Annotated in this window: 22 protein-coding genes and 1 pseudogene; 12 read left to right on the plus strand and 11 right to left on the minus strand. The window is 38.5% G+C overall.

Features of this window, described 5'->3' with window-relative positions:
* Positions 1–6 precede the first annotated feature (6 nt).
* From AC0VZ4_RS13720 to AC0VZ4_RS13760, 9 genes are all read left to right on the plus strand, one after another.
* On the plus strand, positions 7–1,167 hold the full coding sequence (locus AC0VZ4_RS13720) for a serine hydrolase (RefSeq protein ID WP_475441660.1): 1,161 nt from the start codon (positions 7–9) through the stop codon (positions 1,165–1,167).
* 234 nt (positions 1,168–1,401) lie between these two features.
* On the plus strand, positions 1,402–1,680 hold the full coding sequence (ybeD, locus tag AC0VZ4_RS13725) for a DUF493 family protein YbeD (protein ID WP_002958517.1): 279 nt from the start codon (positions 1,402–1,404) through the stop codon (positions 1,678–1,680).
* Between the two features lie 19 nt (positions 1,681–1,699).
* A complete protein-coding gene (gene lipB / locus AC0VZ4_RS13730) occupies positions 1,700–2,353 on the plus strand; it encodes a lipoyl(octanoyl) transferase LipB (RefSeq protein WP_475439924.1) in 654 nt (217 codons plus the stop codon).
* Positions 2,350–3,336: a lipoyl synthase gene (gene lipA / locus AC0VZ4_RS13735; RefSeq protein ID WP_475439925.1), complete on the plus strand. Its 987-nt coding sequence runs from the start codon at positions 2,350–2,352 to the stop codon at positions 3,334–3,336. The genes lipB and lipA overlap by 4 nt, the downstream gene beginning before the upstream one ends.
* A gap of 52 nt (positions 3,337–3,388) precedes the next feature.
* Positions 3,389–3,754, plus strand: coding sequence for a hypothetical protein (locus AC0VZ4_RS13740; RefSeq protein WP_475439926.1), 366 nt, complete (start codon positions 3,389–3,391; stop codon positions 3,752–3,754).
* Entirely contained in the window at positions 3,741–4,520 is a 780-nt protein-coding gene (locus tag AC0VZ4_RS13745; RefSeq protein WP_475439927.1) for a hypothetical protein, read from the plus strand. Before AC0VZ4_RS13740 ends, AC0VZ4_RS13745 begins: the two co-directional genes overlap by 14 nt.
* 196 nt (positions 4,521–4,716) lie before the next feature.
* Entirely contained in the window at positions 4,717–5,127 is a 411-nt protein-coding gene (locus tag AC0VZ4_RS13750; RefSeq protein WP_475439928.1) for a hypothetical protein, read from the plus strand.
* A 298-nt stretch (positions 5,128–5,425) separates the two neighbouring features.
* A protein-coding gene (locus AC0VZ4_RS13755) for an IS3 family transposase (protein WP_475439929.1) occupies positions 5,426–6,606 on the plus strand; the annotation gives its coding sequence in 2 pieces (ribosomal slippage) (positions 5,426–5,684 and positions 5,684–6,606; 1,182 coding nt in all).
* 223 nt (positions 6,607–6,829) lie between these two features.
* Positions 6,830–7,387: a hypothetical protein gene (locus tag AC0VZ4_RS13760; RefSeq protein ID WP_475439930.1), complete on the plus strand. Its 558-nt coding sequence runs from the start codon at positions 6,830–6,832 to the stop codon at positions 7,385–7,387.
* An 8-nt stretch (positions 7,388–7,395) separates the two neighbouring features.
* On the opposite strand, the gene AC0VZ4_RS13765 is transcribed toward AC0VZ4_RS13760, so the two are convergent.
* Complete coding sequence (locus AC0VZ4_RS13765) at positions 7,396–8,655, minus strand: IS256 family transposase (protein WP_475439694.1); 1,260 nt, start codon at positions 8,653–8,655, stop codon at positions 7,396–7,398.
* Between the two features lie 23 nt (positions 8,656–8,678).
* On the opposite strand from AC0VZ4_RS13765, the gene AC0VZ4_RS13770 reads away from it, so the two are divergent.
* On the plus strand, positions 8,679–8,930 hold the full coding sequence (locus tag AC0VZ4_RS13770; protein WP_475439931.1) for a hypothetical protein: 252 nt from the start codon (positions 8,679–8,681) through the stop codon (positions 8,928–8,930).
* A gap of 167 nt (positions 8,931–9,097) precedes the next feature.
* On the opposite strand, the gene AC0VZ4_RS13775 is transcribed toward AC0VZ4_RS13770, so the two are convergent.
* The 3 genes from AC0VZ4_RS13775 to AC0VZ4_RS13785 form a co-directional block, all read right to left on the minus strand.
* Positions 9,098–9,337 (minus strand): hypothetical protein, encoded by a 240-nt coding sequence (locus AC0VZ4_RS13775; protein ID WP_475439932.1) that lies wholly within the window; start codon positions 9,335–9,337, stop codon positions 9,098–9,100.
* Between the two features lie 84 nt (positions 9,338–9,421).
* A complete protein-coding gene (locus tag AC0VZ4_RS13780) occupies positions 9,422–9,817 on the minus strand; it encodes a hypothetical protein (RefSeq protein ID WP_475439933.1) in 396 nt (131 codons plus the stop codon).
* 109 nt (positions 9,818–9,926) lie between these two features.
* A complete protein-coding gene (locus AC0VZ4_RS13785; RefSeq protein ID WP_475439934.1) occupies positions 9,927–10,634 on the minus strand; it encodes a hypothetical protein in 708 nt (235 codons plus the stop codon).
* A 200-nt stretch (positions 10,635–10,834) separates the two neighbouring features.
* On the opposite strand from AC0VZ4_RS13785, the gene AC0VZ4_RS13790 reads away from it, so the two are divergent.
* Together AC0VZ4_RS13790 and AC0VZ4_RS13795 are read left to right on the plus strand one after the other, a co-directional pair.
* The gene (locus tag AC0VZ4_RS13790) at positions 10,835–11,074 is read left to right on the plus strand and encodes an RNA recognition motif domain-containing protein (RefSeq protein ID WP_475439935.1); all 240 of its coding nucleotides are present in this window, start codon (positions 10,835–10,837) and stop codon (positions 11,072–11,074) included.
* A gap of 233 nt (positions 11,075–11,307) precedes the next feature.
* Positions 11,308–12,924: a M28 family metallopeptidase gene (locus tag AC0VZ4_RS13795; RefSeq protein ID WP_475439936.1), complete on the plus strand. Its 1,617-nt coding sequence runs from the start codon at positions 11,308–11,310 to the stop codon at positions 12,922–12,924.
* A gap of 36 nt (positions 12,925–12,960) precedes the next feature.
* Here AC0VZ4_RS13795 and AC0VZ4_RS13800 read toward each other — a convergent pair whose 3' ends face one another.
* The 7 genes and pseudogenes from AC0VZ4_RS13800 to AC0VZ4_RS13830 all read right to left on the minus strand — a co-directional run bounded on the left by AC0VZ4_RS13800 (position 12,961) and on the right by AC0VZ4_RS13830 (position 18,210).
* Entirely contained in the window at positions 12,961–13,908 is a 948-nt protein-coding gene (locus AC0VZ4_RS13800) for a PDC sensor domain-containing protein (RefSeq protein WP_024603579.1), read from the minus strand.
* Between the two features lie 220 nt (positions 13,909–14,128).
* Positions 14,129–14,323, minus strand: a pseudogene (locus AC0VZ4_RS13805) (EF-hand domain-containing protein); the annotation flags it as partial.
* A 167-nt stretch (positions 14,324–14,490) separates the two neighbouring features.
* Positions 14,491–15,405, minus strand: a complete 915-nt coding sequence (locus AC0VZ4_RS13810; RefSeq protein ID WP_475441661.1) for an IS4 family transposase — start codon at positions 15,403–15,405, stop codon at positions 14,491–14,493.
* On the minus strand, positions 15,392–16,831 hold the full coding sequence (gene tnpC, locus AC0VZ4_RS13815; RefSeq protein WP_475439674.1) for an IS66 family transposase: 1,440 nt from the start codon (positions 16,829–16,831) through the stop codon (positions 15,392–15,394). Before tnpC ends, AC0VZ4_RS13810 begins: the two co-directional genes overlap by 14 nt.
* Positions 16,832–16,932: 101 nt before the next feature.
* The gene (locus tag AC0VZ4_RS13820) at positions 16,933–17,307 is read right to left on the minus strand and encodes a hypothetical protein (RefSeq protein ID WP_475439937.1); all 375 of its coding nucleotides are present in this window, start codon (positions 17,305–17,307) and stop codon (positions 16,933–16,935) included.
* 314 nt (positions 17,308–17,621) lie between these two features.
* Entirely contained in the window at positions 17,622–17,828 is a 207-nt protein-coding gene (locus AC0VZ4_RS13825; RefSeq protein ID WP_007378760.1) for a hypothetical protein, read from the minus strand.
* 169 nt (positions 17,829–17,997) lie between these two features.
* Entirely contained in the window at positions 17,998–18,210 is a 213-nt protein-coding gene (locus AC0VZ4_RS13830; RefSeq protein WP_475439938.1) for an EF-hand domain-containing protein, read from the minus strand.
* Between the last annotated feature and the right edge of the window lie 542 nt (positions 18,211–18,752).

Here is an 18,752-nt window from a genome sequence, read left to right on the forward strand (position 1 = left end):
AGTATGATGAAATCTATTAAACATAAAATCCTCAAAGGTGTATGCGGCCTCGTTTGTACAGCCGCCGTATTTTCAGCCAGCGCCCAAATTATTCCGGCACCACCTCAAGTTAATGCAAAAGGTTATTTTTTAGTCAACTTTACAACCGGTAAAGTAATTGCCCAAGGTGAAGCTGATACGCAGCTCGCCCCAGCAAGCTTAACTAAAATGATGACTAGTTATGTAATTGGTACTGAAATTAAAGCCGGCAATATTGCACCAACAGATATGGTAACTGTGAGTGAAAAAGCATGGGCTAAAAACTTCCCTGAATCGTCTAAGATGTTTATTGAAGTAGGTAAGCAAATTAGTGTTGATCAGCTTAACCACGGTATTATTATTCAATCTGGTAATGATGCCTGTGTTGCAATGGCTGAACATATTGCTGGAAGTGAAAGCGCATTTGCTGATTTAATGAATGCACATGCTACTAAATTAGGTATGAGTAACAGCCATTTTATCAATAGCCACGGCCTTGATACGAATGAGCATTATACTACTCCACGCGATATGGCAACCTTAGGCGCAGCACTTATTCGTGACGTACCGGATGAATACGCACTTTATAAACAAAAATCGTTTACTTATAACGGTATTAAGCAATATAACCGTAACTCACTATTATGGGATGAAAGCTTAGACGTAGACGGCATAAAAACAGGCCACACCTCGGAAGCTGGTTACAGTTTAGTCACTTCAGCAACTAAAAATGGTATGCGTTTAATTGCCGTTGTAATGGGCACTTCAAGCGAACGTGCTCGTAAAGTGGAAAATAAAAAACTACTTAACTACGGTTTTCGTTTCTATGAAACAATTACTCCGTACAAGGCCGGCGATAGCTTTGCTGAGCAACGTATTTGGATGGGTAACAAAGAAAATGTATCTTTAGGTATTTTAGAAGATACACCAATTACTATTCCACGTGGTCAACATAAAAACCTTAAAGCTAACTTTGAGCTAGATAACACGCTTGAAGCACCACTCGCTAAAGGCACTAAAGTAGGTACGTTATTCTTACAATTAGAGGGTGAAGACATTGCTCAATACCCACTAGTAACACTTGAAGAAGTGGAAGAAGGCAGCTTCTTTAGTAAGATTTATGACTACTTACGTTTACAAATAATGTAGACGTAAAAATAAACTCACAGCTATTGTGAAAGTTAAACGAGACGCCTCTATTATGAGGCGTTTTTTTTTGCTTGAAAAATGCTAGAATGCGCCCCATATAAAGCAATCATATTGAGTTGTTATTTTTGGCACTCCAAAAAAGCAGCATTAGCTCAAGATTGTCATAACCCTTTCAGTTTAGCGCCTAGCATTTTGCTCAGAGCCAATACTTTATTTGTTTGAGGAGTCACCGTCGTGGTTCAACCTGTTAAAGATACAAAATTTGATGAGTACTTAGAGTACCCTTGCCCATTTACATTCAGAATAATGGGTTTAGCTAACGTAAACTTAACTGATCAAATTTTAGCTAAGTTACAACCAATAGCACCTGGCGATTACGCCCCTAAAGTAAAACCAAGCAGCAAAGGTAATTACGAGTCAGTAAGCCTTGTAGCAACAGTTACTAGTGGCAAACACATTGAAGAAATTTACAACGTGATCAGCAATATTGATGACGTACGCCACATGCTTTAATCCATAGTTGAGATTTGTTGTGAACGAAAACACTTTGATCGTACGCCAACTGGGTCGTCAGCGTTATATGCCTATTTGGCAAAAAATGCAGGACTTTACCGACACCCGTGATGAAAATACGCCAGATGAAATTTGGCTTGTAGAGCACGAGAGTGTATTCACCCAAGGTCAGGCTGGTAAGGACGAACACTTACTAGCTCCTGGCGACATTGAGGTGATTAAAGTTGACCGTGGCGGGCAAGTAACTTACCACGGCCCTGGCCAGCAAATGATGTATGTATTATTTAATCTACGTCGTTTAAAGATTGGTGTACGTGAACTGGTTACGTGGCTTGAAGAGTGCATTATTGAATCACTCGCCGAGTACGGCATTGAAGCTTATGCTAAAGCTGATGCACCCGGTGTTTACGTTAACGACAGCAAAATTGCATCCCTTGGGTTAAGGGTTCGTCGTGGTTGCTCGTTTCATGGCTTAGCATTAAATGTTAACATGGACCTAAGTCCATTTTTACGCATTAACCCATGTGGATATGCGGGCATGAATATGGTGCAAACTAAAGAATTAAATGGTCCTCAAAACCTAGAAAGTGCAGGTGAAGGATTGGTGAAAAACATGATCAAGAAGCTTAATGCAACACAGGTTAAGCATACTGAAGGGTTTGAAAACGAATGAATAAACCAGTCAAAATGGAACCAGGTGTAAAACTACGCGACGCAGAAAAAATGGCGTTGATCCCAGTAAAAGTTTTACCTACAGAAAAAACTGAAATGTTGCGTAAGCCAGAATGGTTAAAAATTCGCTTACCTAAATCAACCGATCGCATTGACGGCATTAAACAAGCACTACGTAAGCATGGCCTGCATTCAGTATGTGAAGAGGCTTCGTGCCCTAACCTATCAGAATGTTTTAACCACGGTACAGCCACCTTTATGATTTTAGGTGCTATATGTACTCGTCGTTGCCCATTTTGTGATGTTGCCCATGGCCGCCCATTAAAACCTGATGCCACTGAACCTGAAAAGCTAGCACTTACTATTAAAGATATGAAGCTAAGCTACGTTGTAATAACTTCGGTTGACCGTGATGATTTACGTGATGGTGGTGCACAGCACTTTGCTGATTGTATTCGCGAAATTCGTAAACATAATCCAACTATCACTATCGAAATTTTAGTACCTGATTTTCGTGGCCGTATGGACCGTGCACTAGAAATATTAATCGAGACGCCACCAGATGTGTTTAACCACAATCTTGAAACTGCGCCACGTTTATACAAACTAGCTCGTCCAGGTGCTGACTACAAATGGTCATTAGAATTACTTCGTCGCTTTAAAGAAGCTCACCCAGAAGTAAAAACTAAATCAGGCTTAATGGTTGGTTTAGGTGAAGAAATTAGCGAAATTGAAGAAGTACTTCGCGATTTACGTGCTCACAACGTTGACATGCTAACTGTAGGCCAATACCTACAACCTTCTAAGCATCACTTACCGGTTAAGCGCTACGTGCCACCAGTAGAGTTTGACGGCTTAAAAGCGTATGCAGACGAAATTGGCTTTACTCACGCGGCTTCTGGCCCGTTTGTACGCTCAAGCTACCATGCTGATCAACAAGCAGCGGGTAAAGAAGTTGTGAATTTCAATCCTTCTAGCAACTAAACAATGATACTTTGTACTACATCGTTATCATGTACTGGGAGCTAGATAAATAATGGCGGGTAATATTCCTAAAATAAGGGAGTTTCCCGCCGATAATCGTTATTGGCGAGTAGACGCTTTTGGCGCAATTATCCGAAATCATAATGTTCCTTCCGAGCCATTTATTCAGATTGTAATTAGTCCATTTCTCGATACTGAATTAACTTCCAAAGAACCAAAGTCGTTAGCAGCTGTGAATGCTACTGACTATGCCCAACAACAGTCAATTGAAATTGGTGTTGGTCAACTACCTTTTATTTCTATAGGTTCTGTATGGAAAAACGGTTACATTCAAGCATACAAAGCTGGTACAGAAGAAGTTCTCTATAACGTTAATATTATTAGGGAAAATATACAGATCATTAATGCAAATCATTAATGCAAATCATAAAATTAATGGTAAGTATCTTGTTCCACCCAATTTTTATAAATTTGGTAAGGAAGGTCTTTATTCTAAGCTTATAGCAATCAAAAACTCAAAAGGTGATCCCTTTGCTATTTTAATACCCATGATTGAAGTCATACGGTTTTACTATGCATTATCGACTCACCTATCACATGCTGTGTTTAATGGTTCTTTTAAGCACAACTTAAGCTCATTGATTAATGTAAATAATAGCGGTGTTATTGAAGATGAATCACGCTGTGTTTTGCATTTACGAAAACATATCAGTGATGAAGAAGGCTGGGTTATTGGGCGGATTTTAAACTCTGATAATGCCTTTAAAGGAGCTAACCAGCCCTTTGATGATATCTTACAAAATTCAATTAATAATAAATGGATCCATGTTAGTTCTACCTTTCCATTTATTGGCTTAACCAATTTAACAGCTAGAACAAAAAGAATTCGTTCGATTACAGAAGATGGATGGAAAACGTTAGTTTTAGGTTTAGAGTATTGTACAGCACTATTCCCATTTGAAAATGCAACTTTCCCTAGGGATAATGATAATCACAGAGAAGCTGATCCAAATAATAAGCTTCCTTCTAATGAAAAAAACCAGCTTTCCCTGTGTCTAAAAATAAAGAGTCTGATGGCAATAAAGACCTACAAAATAGACAAGAGCCAAATAAAGATCGTTCTGGAGAAATCATTACCTTACCCACTAACCGCTTCGCGGCAATTGAAGGAAAAAACCAGATAAACCGACCAAAGAACAATGTCGTTATATTAGTAGTAGCAATACAGCCCTACAAAGTGATCAAGAACCAGAGGCGTTAAACACAGGTAAAGAAACTAACAATGATTCAAATGTTGGAAAAGGGAGTATTGCGCCTCAACGGTTACGCGCTAAATCGCTCCCCCCAAGCTTTAATGCGTTTTCCACTGCAATTTCTTTATTGAATAAAAAGAATGGCATCACTACTTATGTAAGACCATTAAATGACCTCATTAGATATATGCCGTTAACAAAATCTGCTCGATACAGACAATGGTCATATTTAGACTCAAGAACCTTCTGTCGCCGGCAAGTTATCACTGCAAATATTGAATATAAAAAAAGTCATTATATTTTATTAGAATTTGAAGCCAGAAAAGGTGAAAGTTTTAAAGTAGCTTTAGTGAAGGTTAAATCAGGTAACCAAATATCTGATATCGGGTTAAACAAGCTTTTAAATGAACTTGCGCGTGAAAAAGGGATATGGACAAATGTTTCTAACATTTTTACTAACCTATCAGTTATTACATTTAAACACACTTGGTCTTCAGAAAAGAGTTTTTGTGACTCAATAAGTTTAAAAATTATTTAAAATAAATTAACCTTGCCCTGGATTAGTTCAGACTTACCTTGATAGTTGTCAAACAAAAATTTGACAACTATCAAGGTAATTTATCTTATCTATCCGATGTATCCTTTGCTTTATTCTTTTCAATTAAATATATAATGAATGGCTCTAGCAAAATAAAAGCTGGTTTCAAATCCATAGCTGAGTAATTCCAAAATATTCCAGAGTGTTTTGTACAGTTCCCTTGTAGTGGTACAGTGATTTTGGCCACCCATTAAGAAAGAAATGTTATGCTAATAAGCATACAAATTTGGGTGAAAAAATGACGAAATTAAAACGTGCAACATATTCAGCGGCAATTAAATTAGAAACGGCTCAGCTTGTAGTAGACCAAGGTTATACGCAAGAAGACGCAGCAAAAGCGATGGGGGTGGGTAAATCAACCGTAAGTAAGTGGGTTACTCAATTAAAGCTAGAACGCAATGGTCAGTCACCATCAGCGTCACCAATGACGCCCGAACAAATTGAAATCCGCGAACTTAAAAAGCAAATCCAACGCATTGAATTAGAAAAGGATATATTAAAAAAGGCTACCGCTCTCTTGATGTCCGACTCCCTGAACAATTCTCATTAATTGAGAAATTAAATCAACGAGAGCGTTATCCAATTAGCGTGCTATGTAGTGTATTCAATGTGCATCGCAGCAGCTATAAGTACTGGGCCATACGGGATACAGCGCCGACATCTGAGCAAGCAAGGTTAGAGGCTGAAGTAAAAGCAATACATGCGATGAGTGGTGGTTCAGCAGGGGCACGGACAATCGCAGCGATAGCAACGAACAATGATTTTGAATTGAGCCGTTATCGTGCAGCTAAGCTAATGGTTAAATTAAAGCTCGAAAGCTGCCAAGTACCTCAACATTCATATAAACGTGGTGGTAATGAACACCTTGAAATCCCAAACCTGCTTGATAGACAGTTTGATGTTGTTGAGCCGGATACCGTGTGGTGCGGTGATGTGACGTATATTTGGACAGGCAATCGCTGGGCTTATTTAGCCGTGGTTATTGATTTATTTGCACGCAAAGTGGTTGGCTGGGCAATGTCGTTGTCACCAGATACTAATTTAACGCTAAAAGCGCTTGAACTCGCATATGAAAGCAGAGGGAAACCGACAGGACTCATGTTCCATTCAGACCAAGGTAGCCATTATACAAGTTTAAAATATCGCCAACGTTTATGGCGCTATAAAATCACACAAAGTATGAGCAGGCGTGGAAACTGTTGGGATAATGCGCCAATGGAGCGATTTTTTAGAAGCTTTAAGACGGAATGGATGCCAAAGATTGGATATGGAAACTTTATAGACGCTAAATATAGCGTAAGTGATTACATAAATGGATATTACAACAATGTTAGGCCGCATCATTATAATGCCGGTTTAGCACCAAATGAATCTGAGGTCAGATACAAAGATTCTAAAACTGTGGCCAAATTTTATTGACCACTACAGTATTGGAGGAAATAATGTTGAATACGTTGTACTCGGGCATTTGTGTGATCAAAAATTAGTCAGCAGTAACCCTTCATAACTTTTACTTTTAAAGCTAATGATGGTGACATTATTAGCTTTTTATTTAATGAGTAAAAATCACTCAAGTTATTAAGTTACGTGCCGATACAGGTACTAGTTATAAATTGTTTTCTCACGATAGATGGAATTAAGTATGAAAATAACTCATGATACTTTAACTAATACTGCAGCAGTACAATTAAAAAATAAAACGGTCCCTATTAATGAGGGGAAATTGTCTGATAACACCCTAAATGAAAAAATTAATAAACAGCAAAAACAAAAATTTGCTAATGATATTTATCACAAAGATGAACATATCCCAAAAAATCAGAGCACCTATGATAGGCCCCTTAGTATAACTGCGCATAAATCTGAATCTGAACTTTTAGATAAAATGACTAATACAATAAGTTTTGGTGAATTACCCAAAAAGTTAAGTCAACTTAGACCTAAATACGAAAATTTCCTGAATGAACTAGAAATATCATCTCCATCATTAGCTCAAAAGGATTGGGGGTTTTCTATTGATAGTGATGATAAATTAGTTGTTTCTGGTGATATTACTGAAGATGAAAAATTTTATCTTGAGGACAAGCTAAATGCAGATAAAGATATTGTAAGTTTAGTTAAAGAGTTACCTGATATTTTAATAAAAGGTCAAGAGTATGACCGTGGGTATGATGGGAAAGGGAAATATTGGGGAAAATAGAGTTATTGTCAAATCTGGTGTATGAGCTCATCTTGATGCTCTGTTTGATCTTGAGTTATTCTTTCGCCGTCTTTAAATTTTACCCCTGTAATTACTTCAGCCAGTAGCTTAAATCCTCGCAAGCGGTACCATTTTTTCTCTGCCGACTGCGCGAGTTTAAAAACCATCATTAAGGTGGTTGTCCGGCTGCCACAACTCTTCACTTTATGCGTTCTCAGCCTTACCGTCGCAAACGTTGACTCTATCGGATTACTCGTTCTTATGTGCATCCAATGCTCAGCAGGATAATCATAAAATGCCAGCATTTCATCTTTATCCTTCATCAAGCAATCCGTCGCTTTTGGGTATTTGACTGAGTAATTTTTAACAAATAAATCATACGCTTTATAAGCAGAAGCTCGACTCTCTGCCATCCAGATATCTTGTAAATTCGCTTTGATTTTAGGTTGCATTGATTTCGGCACTTTGTTTAGCACATTCGCGATTTTATGCACCCAGCAACGTTGATGTTGGGTTGTTGGCCATACTTTGGTGAGGGCATTCCAAAACCCCAGCGCACCATCCCCTATGGCCAATTTTGGTGGTATTGTTAGACCCTGTGAGCGCAGTTGATTTAACACTTCAGTCCAGCTCTGCTCAGACTCACGAACCCCGTCAACCACCGCCAATAGCTCCTTTCTGCCCGTTTCATCTACCCCCATAATTACCAGTAAGCACAGCTTATCATCCATTCGAATTTTACTGTAAATCCCATCGGCCCAGATATACACATATCGACGTTTAGCCAAGGAACGTTTAGACCACTGCTGATACTCCGTTTCCCAGGTGGATTTCAACCGAGAGACACTATTGGCCGACAAACCTTTGGCTTGCTCGCCTAAAAGAGACACTAAAGCGGGCTGCATATCACCCGTCGAAATTCCTCGTAAATAGAGCCATGGGATCAGCTCTTCGATATTTTTTGTCCGTTTCAGATAAGGCGGGATCAAGGCACTATTGAATTTAATGCCTTCCTTTTTTCGATCCCTGACTTTAGGTATTTTGACCTCAATATCACCAAGGCCTGTTTGGATCGTACGCTCAGGCTGGTGACCATTTTTGACGATCCGCTGAAGTCCCTCGACGGTCTCATGCTGGTATTGAGCCAATAAAACAGCCAACTCAGCCTCAATCGCTTGAGCTAACAACTGCTGCGCCCCGCTTTTAAGCAACTGCTCTAACGGATTGTCTGGTTTTTCAATGGAAATAACATTATCATTTTCAGTCATTGCGATGTCTCTCTGGTTAATTGTTGATCCGGTCAAGATCAATTAACAGATTACATCGCAATGACTTTTTCTCATACACCAGAAACGACTATAGCTCGGGAAAATATGATGTTACCCAAGAGAACTTCAAAGACAATATTGATATAAAAGCACTTTTAGATAGTTCATACGGACCAAATGCAAAAGCATTTGATAATGGTTTTGATATATTTTCATACCAAGATAATTTGCGCAGCCAATTAGCAAGTAAAGCAGAAGTTAAATATGCGTATTGATGCGTTATAAGTGAAAATACACGCTGGCAGCTATCACTAAATTTGGACGGCTTCTTCGCTGAGCCCTGTGATAGATTGAGGGTGTAAAGAGTTGTGTAATTTCTACATGTAACTGCCAGTTTATAAGTTTAAAATGAGCTTCTAAATTGAGGCCCTTTGGCAAAAAATTACGCTCGTTCTGCATTTCTTCTAAGTTGAGATGAGATATTATCGTTTAACTCGAGCCAACTAAAGTCCTTATTCCAAGCCTGTTTAAAGCTTTCTCCACCTTTTGAATTATCCAACATTTCTTTTAAATCAAATATTTTGGAGAAATTACCTTCGTTTATGTCGTAACTTGACCACCCCCTAACTCCCAAATCAATGTGCTCTAGAAAGCTCGATTTAAACTCGTTAGCTGCGGCCACAAAATCCCCGTTGTCATTTAATTTTTCAGATATAAGACTTTTCTCTTTATCACTAATTGAACCTGTAACTTCTAGCTCACCTGATTAACTGATTGATATACCCCAATCTTTATTCGCTAATAATGGTTGTTCGGCCGCTATTTCAGCCACAATATTGTCATACTGAGTAAACATTTTTTCAATCGAGTTAGAAACTTCACCACCCGGCATATAAAGATTGACAGTAGCTATTCGAATATTATTTAACGCTTTTTCTTCAGCCTCCCTTGTTGATACAACATTATTTGTTTTTATGATCATTGGCTTATCATAGGTCGGCTCAGATTTTTTGGGCTGATCTTTATGATAGATGTCCTTCGCTAGGCGCTCCATTTCACTATTTAATTGCTCTTTACTATTAAGTGATTTGTTTATTTTTACTGTTGAACTGTTCGATATATGCTGCGAGGTTAAATTAGCCTCATGTGAGTTAACTTTCATATCACTATCCTTGTTCGTTATTTGCTCATTTATTATCGGCAAGGCACTCTTGCAATTTAGCTGTTTCTAATAAGAAAACTTAACTTATGCCACACAAATAATAAGCAGCCTATCGTTTCGAAGCATTGCTTCTCAATTGTGCTGAAACATTATCGTTCAACTTAAGCCAATTTGTTTCATAATCCCACGTTGCTTTAAACTCTTCGCTACTCCTTGAGCTTTCTAACATTTCTCTAAAATCAAAGACGTCCGCAAAATTACTTTCATTTACGTCATAAGTACCCCAGCCCCTCGGCTCCATCTTAATATACTTTAAATAATTAGACTTAAAATCATTAACGGCAGTGACTAGCTCTTCATTACTATTTAGTTTTTCTGCAATGATTGCCTTTTCATCATCATTAAGAGAACCCGTTACTGTAAGCTCACCTGACTCATTGATAGAAATACCCCAACTTTTATTTGCTAAAGAAGGCTGTTCACTCCTTAATTCAGCCATAATGCTATCATAGGGTGAAAGCATCTTCTCAACTGCTTTAGGGACATCACCACCAGGCATATACAAATGAGCTCTTGCGACTCCAATATTATACATAACCTCTTCAATAGGTCTTAATATATTGGCATCTTTATTTACAGGCTTATAGTATGTTGCATCAGGCTCTTTAAACTGCCCTTTGTGATAGATGTCCTTCGCTAGGCGCTCCATTTCACTTTTTAATTGCTCTTTACTATTCACTGGAGTGTTGATTTCGACCACCGAACTGTTTGAAGTAGGTTGCAATAGTGGATATGTATCTTGCGAGTTAACTTGCATATTACGTCCTTGTTTTTTTTATAGCTAAGTTGTTATCGGCTAACTATTCTTATGCTTTAACTATTTCCCCCCAAAAAAGGAACCTACTTTATTCTTTGGCTATCAGCCAAAAACTATTTTTGCGGTTTGCAATTAATCATTAGGTCAAACGGCTTTTCCTTGAGACAATCCACACTGTTATTTTTAAAACATGGTTCTTTATGAAACTATTAGTTAGAAACTTATCACGTACTATCACTGAACATGAGATCCGCGTACTTTTTACTGAACACGGTAAAGTAGCCGATTGTAATTTAGTACTAGATAAAGAAACCGGCCAATCGAAAGGCTTTGCCTTTATAGAAATGCCAAACGATGCAGAAGCTGCTGTAGCAATCAAAGCATTGAATCAAAGTACTGTTGAGAAAAGCAAGATCCGCGTAAAGAAAGCTGACGCTTAAACGTGTTATTTTGTTGCAAAAGGCCAGCACTCTTAGCTGGCTTTTAGCTTTTTTTCACACAACTTCTGCGCCAGTCACTTTCACCCGACGAAATTTAATTTAGCCCCTAAATCATAGTACCAAAAATCAACTAATTGTATTTTATAAAAATATCTGCGCTTCATGGCAAAAAACTAGACAGCAAAACCTACACCCCATATAGTCACAGTATGTATCCTTAAAAACCTGCAATTATGACTCCTCTTTTTAAATCGCTCAGTGTAACTTTATTATTGGGCTTAACTGGCTGTTCAGAGCCTGCTCAAGAACAAACAACGCTTGACAATACAACCAGTGTAAATTTAAGCAATATTAAACAACATATTAAAACCCTTGCCTCAGACGAATTTGAAGGACGCGGTCCATTAACGCGCGGTGAAGTAAAAACAGTAGGCTACTTAAGCGAGCAATATAAAGCGCTGGGTTTAACCGGTGCTTATAAAGGTAAATACTTACAGCCTGTAAAAATGGCAATGGTGACAGCTAATCAGGATATGCAGTTAAAAGTAGGTGATTTGAGCTTTGAATCAGGTAAAGACTTTACCGCACGTACCGAGCAACTTCAGCCATTAATTGATGTACGCAATTCTGACATTGTATTTGTTGGCTATGGTATTAATGCACCAGAATATAACTGGAATGACTATAAAAATATTGATGTAACGGGTAAAACAGTGGTTGTGCTCGTTAACGATCCAGGTTTTGCTACTCAAAACGATGCGCTATTTACTGGCAATGCCATGACCTACTACGGTCGTTGGACTTATAAATATGAAGAAGCCGCTCGCCAAGGTGCAAAGGCTGTATTTATTGTTCATGAAACTGCACCTGCGGCATATCCTTGGGGCGTAGTTGAAAGTTCAAACACGGGTACTAAATACACGTTAATGGATAACAACTTAAACGCATCAAAATTACCGGTTATGGGCTGGCTAACACTTGATGCGACTGAGCAAATGTTTAACGCCGCAAAGCTTAACTATCAAGATTTAAAACAAGCAGCATTAAATGATGACTTTAAAGCGACGCCACTTAACTTAAAAGCAAACCTTGCCTTTAAAAACGAAGTATCACATGCAAAATCGCATAACGTAGTTGCACAAATTACAGGTAGCGAATCACCTGACGAATACGTTGTTATTAGCGCTCACTGGGACCACTTTGGAACTAAACAAACTGACACCGGCCCTAAGATTTATAACGGCGCGGTAGATAACGCTTCAGGTACTGCAGCCACGCTTGAAATAGCACGTATAATGAGCAAAATGAACAAGCAAAAGCCATTTAAACGCTCAATTATTTTTGCTAACTTTACAGCAGAAGAAACGGGGTTAATTGGCTCTGAAGAATTTGCATCGGGTGCGGTTGTACCTACAAAACAAATGGTCGGTCTATTAAATATTGATGGTATGAATGTGCTAGATGGTACTGACTACATTTTACAATACGGTAAAGATTTATCGACAATGGAAAACTATTTAGCAAAAGCTGCAAAATCACAAGGCCGTGTTGTTAAAATGGATCCTCGCCCGCAAAATGGCTTGTTTTTTAGATCAGATCATTTCTCACTTTCTAAGCAAGGTGTACCAAGCTTATTATTTATGAGCCTGGGCGATACCGATCCTGAGTACATTGCGCATAAATACCATAAAGAAGCAGACGACTACTCTGCTGATTGGTCGTTAGGTGGTGTTAAGCAAGATATAGATCTTATTGTTGATATAGCCACACAGCTCGCAAACAATGGCGATTGGCCAAAGTGGACGAGCGAGTCTGACTTTAAAACCAAACGCGCGCAAGATAAGCAATAAATAGCTATTAAATAGTTATGTAATATGAAAATCCTCCTACTTGGAGGATTTTTGTTTTAAACGAGCGCGCATTAGTAGCGTTTCGGCCTTTGCCCCTAAATAAACATAAATAGCCAGTGCAATTAAAAGCCCTACCACTGCAAGCATCATCGCTATTGCAGGCATTAAATATTCCGATTGCCCAAGCGCCGCTTTAAACATAGTTAATAGCGCCTCAATTGATATAGCAATCAACACAGTAGAGATAAACCGTGTAATAGTGCGCCGCGTAGATGAGTGCCTAAAAATATCCTTATGCATAAGGATTTCTTCTTCGAGTATTGTTTTACCTAAATCGAATACTGCTAATGCCAAGGTGATGTAAATAATAATACTAAAGGGTTCAAGTGGGTCTGATGAGGTATCTACATGGGTTAATAGCGCGTATATATCACTAAAGACGATATTTAGTAAAAATAATACTAAGCAAAATAAGCACGCCACAATAATACCGTAACCCGCTTTGAAGTAAGGCGACATATTAGCGCGCGCAGTATCACCCATTACAAACTCAATAAGCTGCGTTAAGCTCACATCGACGACCAAGTAATGTTGATTATTAATTGGTTTTTTTAGCTCTTTAATCGCCGATATACATAAATGGTTAGTCGCTATAGAAATGTAGGGATCAGTAAAGCACACTTTATCACTTGCTTTAGCGTTCAAAAAATAGGGGCGCTCGCTTAAATCTTGTTGATTACCACTTTCACCTAATTTTTTGCTATATGCGCGTTTAAAGCAGACATTATTACCCTGCTGCAAACCTTCTGCATTTAAGCAATATTGTAATTCTAAAAATGGGTACTGCTTAATCAGGTAGCGGGTATCACGCTCTTTAGTTAATCCGTCCTCAATACTCATTAAAATAGATTCAAGTAAACTGTGTATTACATGCTCATATTCGTGGTAGCGCTCAACACTACTGATATAACTCATCCGCGCCATTTTAAATACTCATTAGCCTAAGTTATCAATTGATTTGCAAGTTTAAAACCAACAATAAAATAACTTAATAATCAGTAACTTGATAATATTCAAACTCGAGTTTTGCACTACTTTGGTGACTAAATAGTAATATATTAAATTAAATGCACAAAAAAGCAGCTAAGTATTAATTACTTAGCTGCTTTTTGAGTATGACTGGTAAGGTTCTAAATAGAGCTTATTACTGAGCCTGCGAAAACTCTTCTTTAGATAACTCGCCAGTTCCATCTGCATCTAATTGATCAAAAAGCTGTACTAGTTGCGAGTTTACTTGGGCTTCTGTTTTACTAATTACGCCGTCGCCATCTGTATCAAAAGAATCAAAATCTACCGCAGCAAACGCCGCTGAAGAAGAAGCTAGGGCTACAAGTGGTAGGGCGTGTTGATCTTTGGTGGGTGAATTTACAGCAGTATGTTTGGTTTTTAGGCAAGGCAGAGCCTATGTAGTGTGGCTATTCCCCATAAATAGGCGATAACGCAGCATAAATACCAAACATGCGCTGCCCTTTGGGTTCTTTCTAGGGACGATTCATAGCTTAGTTCTTAAGGAACACAGACCGTGTGACTTCCTATCTTAAAACGGCAAATATCATTGTTTTTCTCAATGCTTTGCCGCTTACAATTTACCGCTAGTAGCTCAAATACACGATGTATCTTATGGCTGCACCGTGTTTGTTCTATGCAATCCAGAATATCATCCAACCAAAGATAACTGCACTTACTCGCTCTAAATGTCGAGATCGCACACTTAAACATACCCGCTGCACTATGGCAGATAAAACGCTTGATAAGTGTTTGCAGTATACTCAGCCAAACCAATGATTCGGCAATATGAGGATCTCGTGTGATGAACCCTTTAAGGTTATTCCATGACTTTAGTTCTTTGAAAAACAACTCAATTTGCCAACGAGTTGCATATATATCGAGTAGCTCGTCAAAGCTAAACTGTGCCTCTTTTAAATTAGTAACAAGGAAAACGGGGCGCTTTTCATTCGGTAAATAGATAAGCCTGTACTCGGGCCCATTTTTCTTCCAACGTACTGTTAATTCAAGTGGTTGGCTTGCGAATTTATCGAGTAACGTTTTGAGTTTAATGTTCTTTTCTTTAAGTTCTATACCCGCGCAATAGGCTGATGTAACGATTGGGTTAATGTTTTTATTTGCTCTGATCAAAAAATATCCGCCATCTTGAGCTACTTGCTCAAAGTAATCTAAGTCAAAATACCCAGCATCAGCAAGTAATAACGTATCTTCAAGTGTGTGGCTACCTGGTAAAAAGGCGCGCTCAGTTTCAACATCAGGACGAATATCTATTTCGCAGGGTTGTTCATTAAATAGGTCATAGGTAACGTGCAACTCAATTGCGGCAGGACTTACAGCAGTAAAACGACCAGCAAAAACCTGCGCTAATTCATCATGTAGAGCAAATGAAGAACCATCGTAACTATTCAGCCACATTTTCAATAAATATATCAGGTAACTGATTTTTGAAGAGTAATTCAAGGGCTAGGCTTGCTGATACATGCTGTTTTCTGCAAGTCGAGAGGTAGCTTCTGATTAAACAAAACATCTCTGCACCTTGCATGCTTCTGAAGCACCCAGATATCTTTTGATGAACCTTGGTCATCCTAATATCATTCTCACCTTGGTTGTTGCTAAAAGGCACCGCTGTTTCCGTCATGAATCGTAAGACATCATCTTGATAATCTCTTAACCGCTCTAACAACGCTCTAGACTTTGTTCGTTTCAATCTGCCTCGCTGGCCTTTTACTCGGCTGTTTCTATCCGGTGGAGGGCATTTAATGTCACCTTGAGCCAATATTTGTTGATATTTCTCTATATAGTGAGCTTTTGTGTCTGCATCTAGCTCGGGGTTATCTATTTGATGTTTATTGATTTCAGTCAGTAGGGTTTGCAAATCCTTTGCCCATTGCATACCGTCTTGCTCCCATGCCCTTTCTAACTCTCGGATATGATGTGCATTACACAAGGCATGTTGGCACTGTGTATATTGATAATACGGTTTCCAGTGGTCGTGGCATAGTACCCCAGTAAAGTGAGGTAAAATATCGGCGTCATCCATCGCTATTTTCCCTCTTTTCTCATGCGGGTAAAAATACGTCCACCACGTCGTTGATGCACCATGAAGCCATCGTCGTTTACCACCTATATTAATCCCCGTTTCATCAACGTGTAAGGCTTGATAAGTCGTTTTCAGGGCTTTCTTGAGCGCGGCTTCTGCGCCGGAGGACTTTACCAAGGCCGCTGCTTGTTCATTAAAGTTAAATAAACTACCCGCACTGATTGGAATACCGAGTTGATCACAAAAATATTCTTCAATGCGGTTGTAAGGGAGTAATTGATATTGGGATAGGTAAACTGCATGGGCTTTTACACCAACCCCATATTGAATAGGACTGTTAACGTCTTCTGGAAATTCACCAATAAAACGCTTACCTTGCTCATTTTCCAGAATTTGTGCTTGGTATTCAGTGACCACTTTCCTGATATCTATATCGACAACCTGTCGTTTTTGAAAGCCAATTTCACGGTAGTGACCTTTCGGTAAAAAATCACGTTCAACTAGGATGATTTTGATCTCATCAGGCGTCTGTGTTTGGGTTAGTGTTTTACCTGCACGGCCTTTTTGACCACCCGCTGACTTGGCTGATTTCTCTTTGTTTTGTTTTTTTCGGTTGATGTCTTTTGATGGCGGGATACTGCTATTGTTACTGTTAAGTCCTAATTTACTTGCTAACATAACAACGACAACCAGAATGAGTTCAATAGACATCTTCAGCGCAGGCGTGAGAGTTTTACCTTCTTGTAATTGAGCTTTGGTTTTCTCAACGATTTCGTCGATGTTGATGCTGTTTAAATTCATTGAAGCTAGGGCTATTAGGTCATAGCCCTAGCTTGGCATACTGGCGGGATCGGTCAATAGTTAAAAAAGATCCTTTGAAAATAATTTACCATGGTGAATAGTTACGAACCATCTTGCAATAACACTCGCTGTATTCCTCGCTGGGTAAAAAAGGTTTTATCCAGCGTGTTTACAGTCAATTTAGACATCGCTTGAATAACGAGCTCACGGACAAGCTCAGTCAAGGCTGGTTTTCGAATTTGATTATGAAAGGGTTTATAACTTATCGTGCAATCAGCCTGCGTTCGCAAGTTTTGATGGATATCTGACAAGTTAGCGTCTTGCAGGCAAGATAAGCTTTTAAATACGGCTTTGAGCAGAGAAACGATCGACAGGCAACGGTGTCGAACTTGAAATCCAGAGGTTTTTGCAAGCTCAATGAGGTGTTTTTCTGAGATAAGGGCTTTTAATTGGTTTGAAACTTGGTTAATCTGCATGTGAACTCTGTTTTTAGTCATGTTTTTATTGGCGTAACTATTTGATCATTAACAGAGTTCAACTTCAAGCTTTCTTAAGATCCAACCTATGAGGGACGATTAACTCTTTGTTGCTCGGTTTTTACTTAGCCCACTAGGTTACAAACCTCGCGCCGCGATTTAATCTCCCCTAGATTGAACAAATTTCAATCCACAAAGATCAATACGCCCTAAAGTTTTGTGTAATGTTTTCATAATCGTTTCCTTAGGCTTTGAGCCTGATTAGGGGTAAGAAGTCCTTTTCAAAGATCCTTTAGGAGTAAAGTGTCTATAAATTAATATTCAAAAAAATCATTTTCTGTCGGGCCACCGCTACTTTGAACATTCAGCTCGTCAAATTGCTCTATCACTTGCGCCGATTCTTCAGAGCGACTAATTGAAGCGTTGTCGTCTGCATCGCGTGTTTCAAAGTCTGTGTTTGCAAATACTACTGACGAAGAAACAATAGCCATAAGTACAAATGTTGATTGTAGCTTTTTCATAATTTAATCCTTCAAAAGTATGCGGTGTCCTAAATAAACTTGCTCTATAGTGCTCTCTAGTCACTTCCTGGTTATTCTTTTTAGTAAGCTCCCTTGCCTACTTAGGTTGTCTTTGGCAACTCAGAATTTAGATAACATTACAGAGCATTAACTGTTTAAGGCTTTAATTTTAGGCCTTAGAAAACTCATCTTCAGATAGCTCACCATCTTGGTTTGTATCGAGTTCATTAAACTTGCTTAAAAGCTCAGCATCTACTGAAGCTTCGGCTTGGCTGATTGCGCCATTACCATCTAAGTCTAGCGTATCAAAATCTGTTGCTGCAAAAGCCGCTGATGAAGAAGCTAGCGCCATTAGTACTAATGTTGATTGAAATGTTTTCATAATAGTATTCCTTCATTGGGTTGTTGCGATTAAGGCCTTTGGCTTTCATCACGTTTTGTTTAATACACTCTAGGTATTACAACTTCGGTGCCACTTTTTATTTATTATTTAAAAACAATGATTTAAATGATATAAAGCGAGAAAAGCTTAATTTGGGGAGATGTTATTGTTGCTATTTAGCAACAGCCATTCAACTAAAAAGAATAAACCATTCTAAATCAATTGGTTAAGTTTAATTAAAAAGACACACTTTGGCTAAAAAGCCAATAAAGGGGGCGTTTAGGTTAGCCTTCAAAATAAACTGAATATGAACATTGAAATGACATCGGATTTATTTTCGGCTACTAAATAATTAATTTATTTTTAATCAGTAAGTTACATTATTTTTTGAGATTTATTATAAAAATTTTGGAAGGATATTTTGAAATTAACTGTTTTGTTGCCAAATGGCGAATTTATTTAGGAAGGTTGCAATGTGAAAGCTAAGTTGTAGCATTCAACTCATAATTTAATGCATTGTAAATATAGGTTTGCTTAAATTA

The organism is Pseudoalteromonas sp. QJM3NY_22 (genome assembly GCF_056173065.1).

Coding starts and splice junctions, on each gene's coding strand:
- AC0VZ4_RS13720 (WP_475441660.1), top strand. CDS start 7: ATGAAATCTATTAAACATAAAATCCTCAAAGGTGTATGCGGCCTCGTT.
- lipA (WP_475439925.1), top strand. CDS start 2,350: ATGAATAAACCAGTCAAAATGGAACCAGGTGTAAAACTACGCGACGCA.
- AC0VZ4_RS13740 (WP_475439926.1), top strand. CDS start 3,389: ATGGCGGGTAATATTCCTAAAATAAGGGAGTTTCCCGCCGATAATCGT.
- AC0VZ4_RS13745 (WP_475439927.1), top strand. CDS start 3,741: ATGCAAATCATTAATGCAAATCATAAAATTAATGGTAAGTATCTTGTT.
- AC0VZ4_RS13760 (WP_475439930.1), top strand. CDS start 6,830: ATGAAAATAACTCATGATACTTTAACTAATACTGCAGCAGTACAATTA.
- AC0VZ4_RS13765 (WP_475439694.1), bottom strand. CDS start 8,655: ATGACTGAAAATGATAATGTTATTTCCATTGAAAAACCAGACAATCCG.
- AC0VZ4_RS13780 (WP_475439933.1), bottom strand. CDS start 9,817: ATGAAAGTTAACTCACATGAGGCTAATTTAACCTCGCAGCATATATCG.
- AC0VZ4_RS13785 (WP_475439934.1), bottom strand. CDS start 10,634: ATGCAAGTTAACTCGCAAGATACATATCCACTATTGCAACCTACTTCA.
- AC0VZ4_RS13790 (WP_475439935.1), top strand. CDS start 10,835: ATGAAACTATTAGTTAGAAACTTATCACGTACTATCACTGAACATGAG.
- AC0VZ4_RS13795 (WP_475439936.1), top strand. CDS start 11,308: ATGACTCCTCTTTTTAAATCGCTCAGTGTAACTTTATTATTGGGCTTA.
- AC0VZ4_RS13800 (WP_024603579.1), bottom strand. CDS start 13,908: ATGGCGCGGATGAGTTATATCAGTAGTGTTGAGCGCTACCACGAATAT.
- AC0VZ4_RS13810 (WP_475441661.1), bottom strand. CDS start 15,405: ATGTGGCTGAATAGTTACGATGGTTCTTCATTTGCTCTACATGATGAA.
- tnpC (WP_475439674.1), bottom strand. CDS start 16,831: ATGAATTTAAACAGCATCAACATCGACGAAATCGTTGAGAAAACCAAA.
- AC0VZ4_RS13820 (WP_475439937.1), bottom strand. CDS start 17,307: ATGCAGATTAACCAAGTTTCAAACCAATTAAAAGCCCTTATCTCAGAA.
- AC0VZ4_RS13825 (WP_007378760.1), bottom strand. CDS start 17,828: ATGAAAAAGCTACAATCAACATTTGTACTTATGGCTATTGTTTCTTCG.
- AC0VZ4_RS13830 (WP_475439938.1), bottom strand. CDS start 18,210: ATGAAAACATTTCAATCAACATTAGTACTAATGGCGCTAGCTTCTTCA.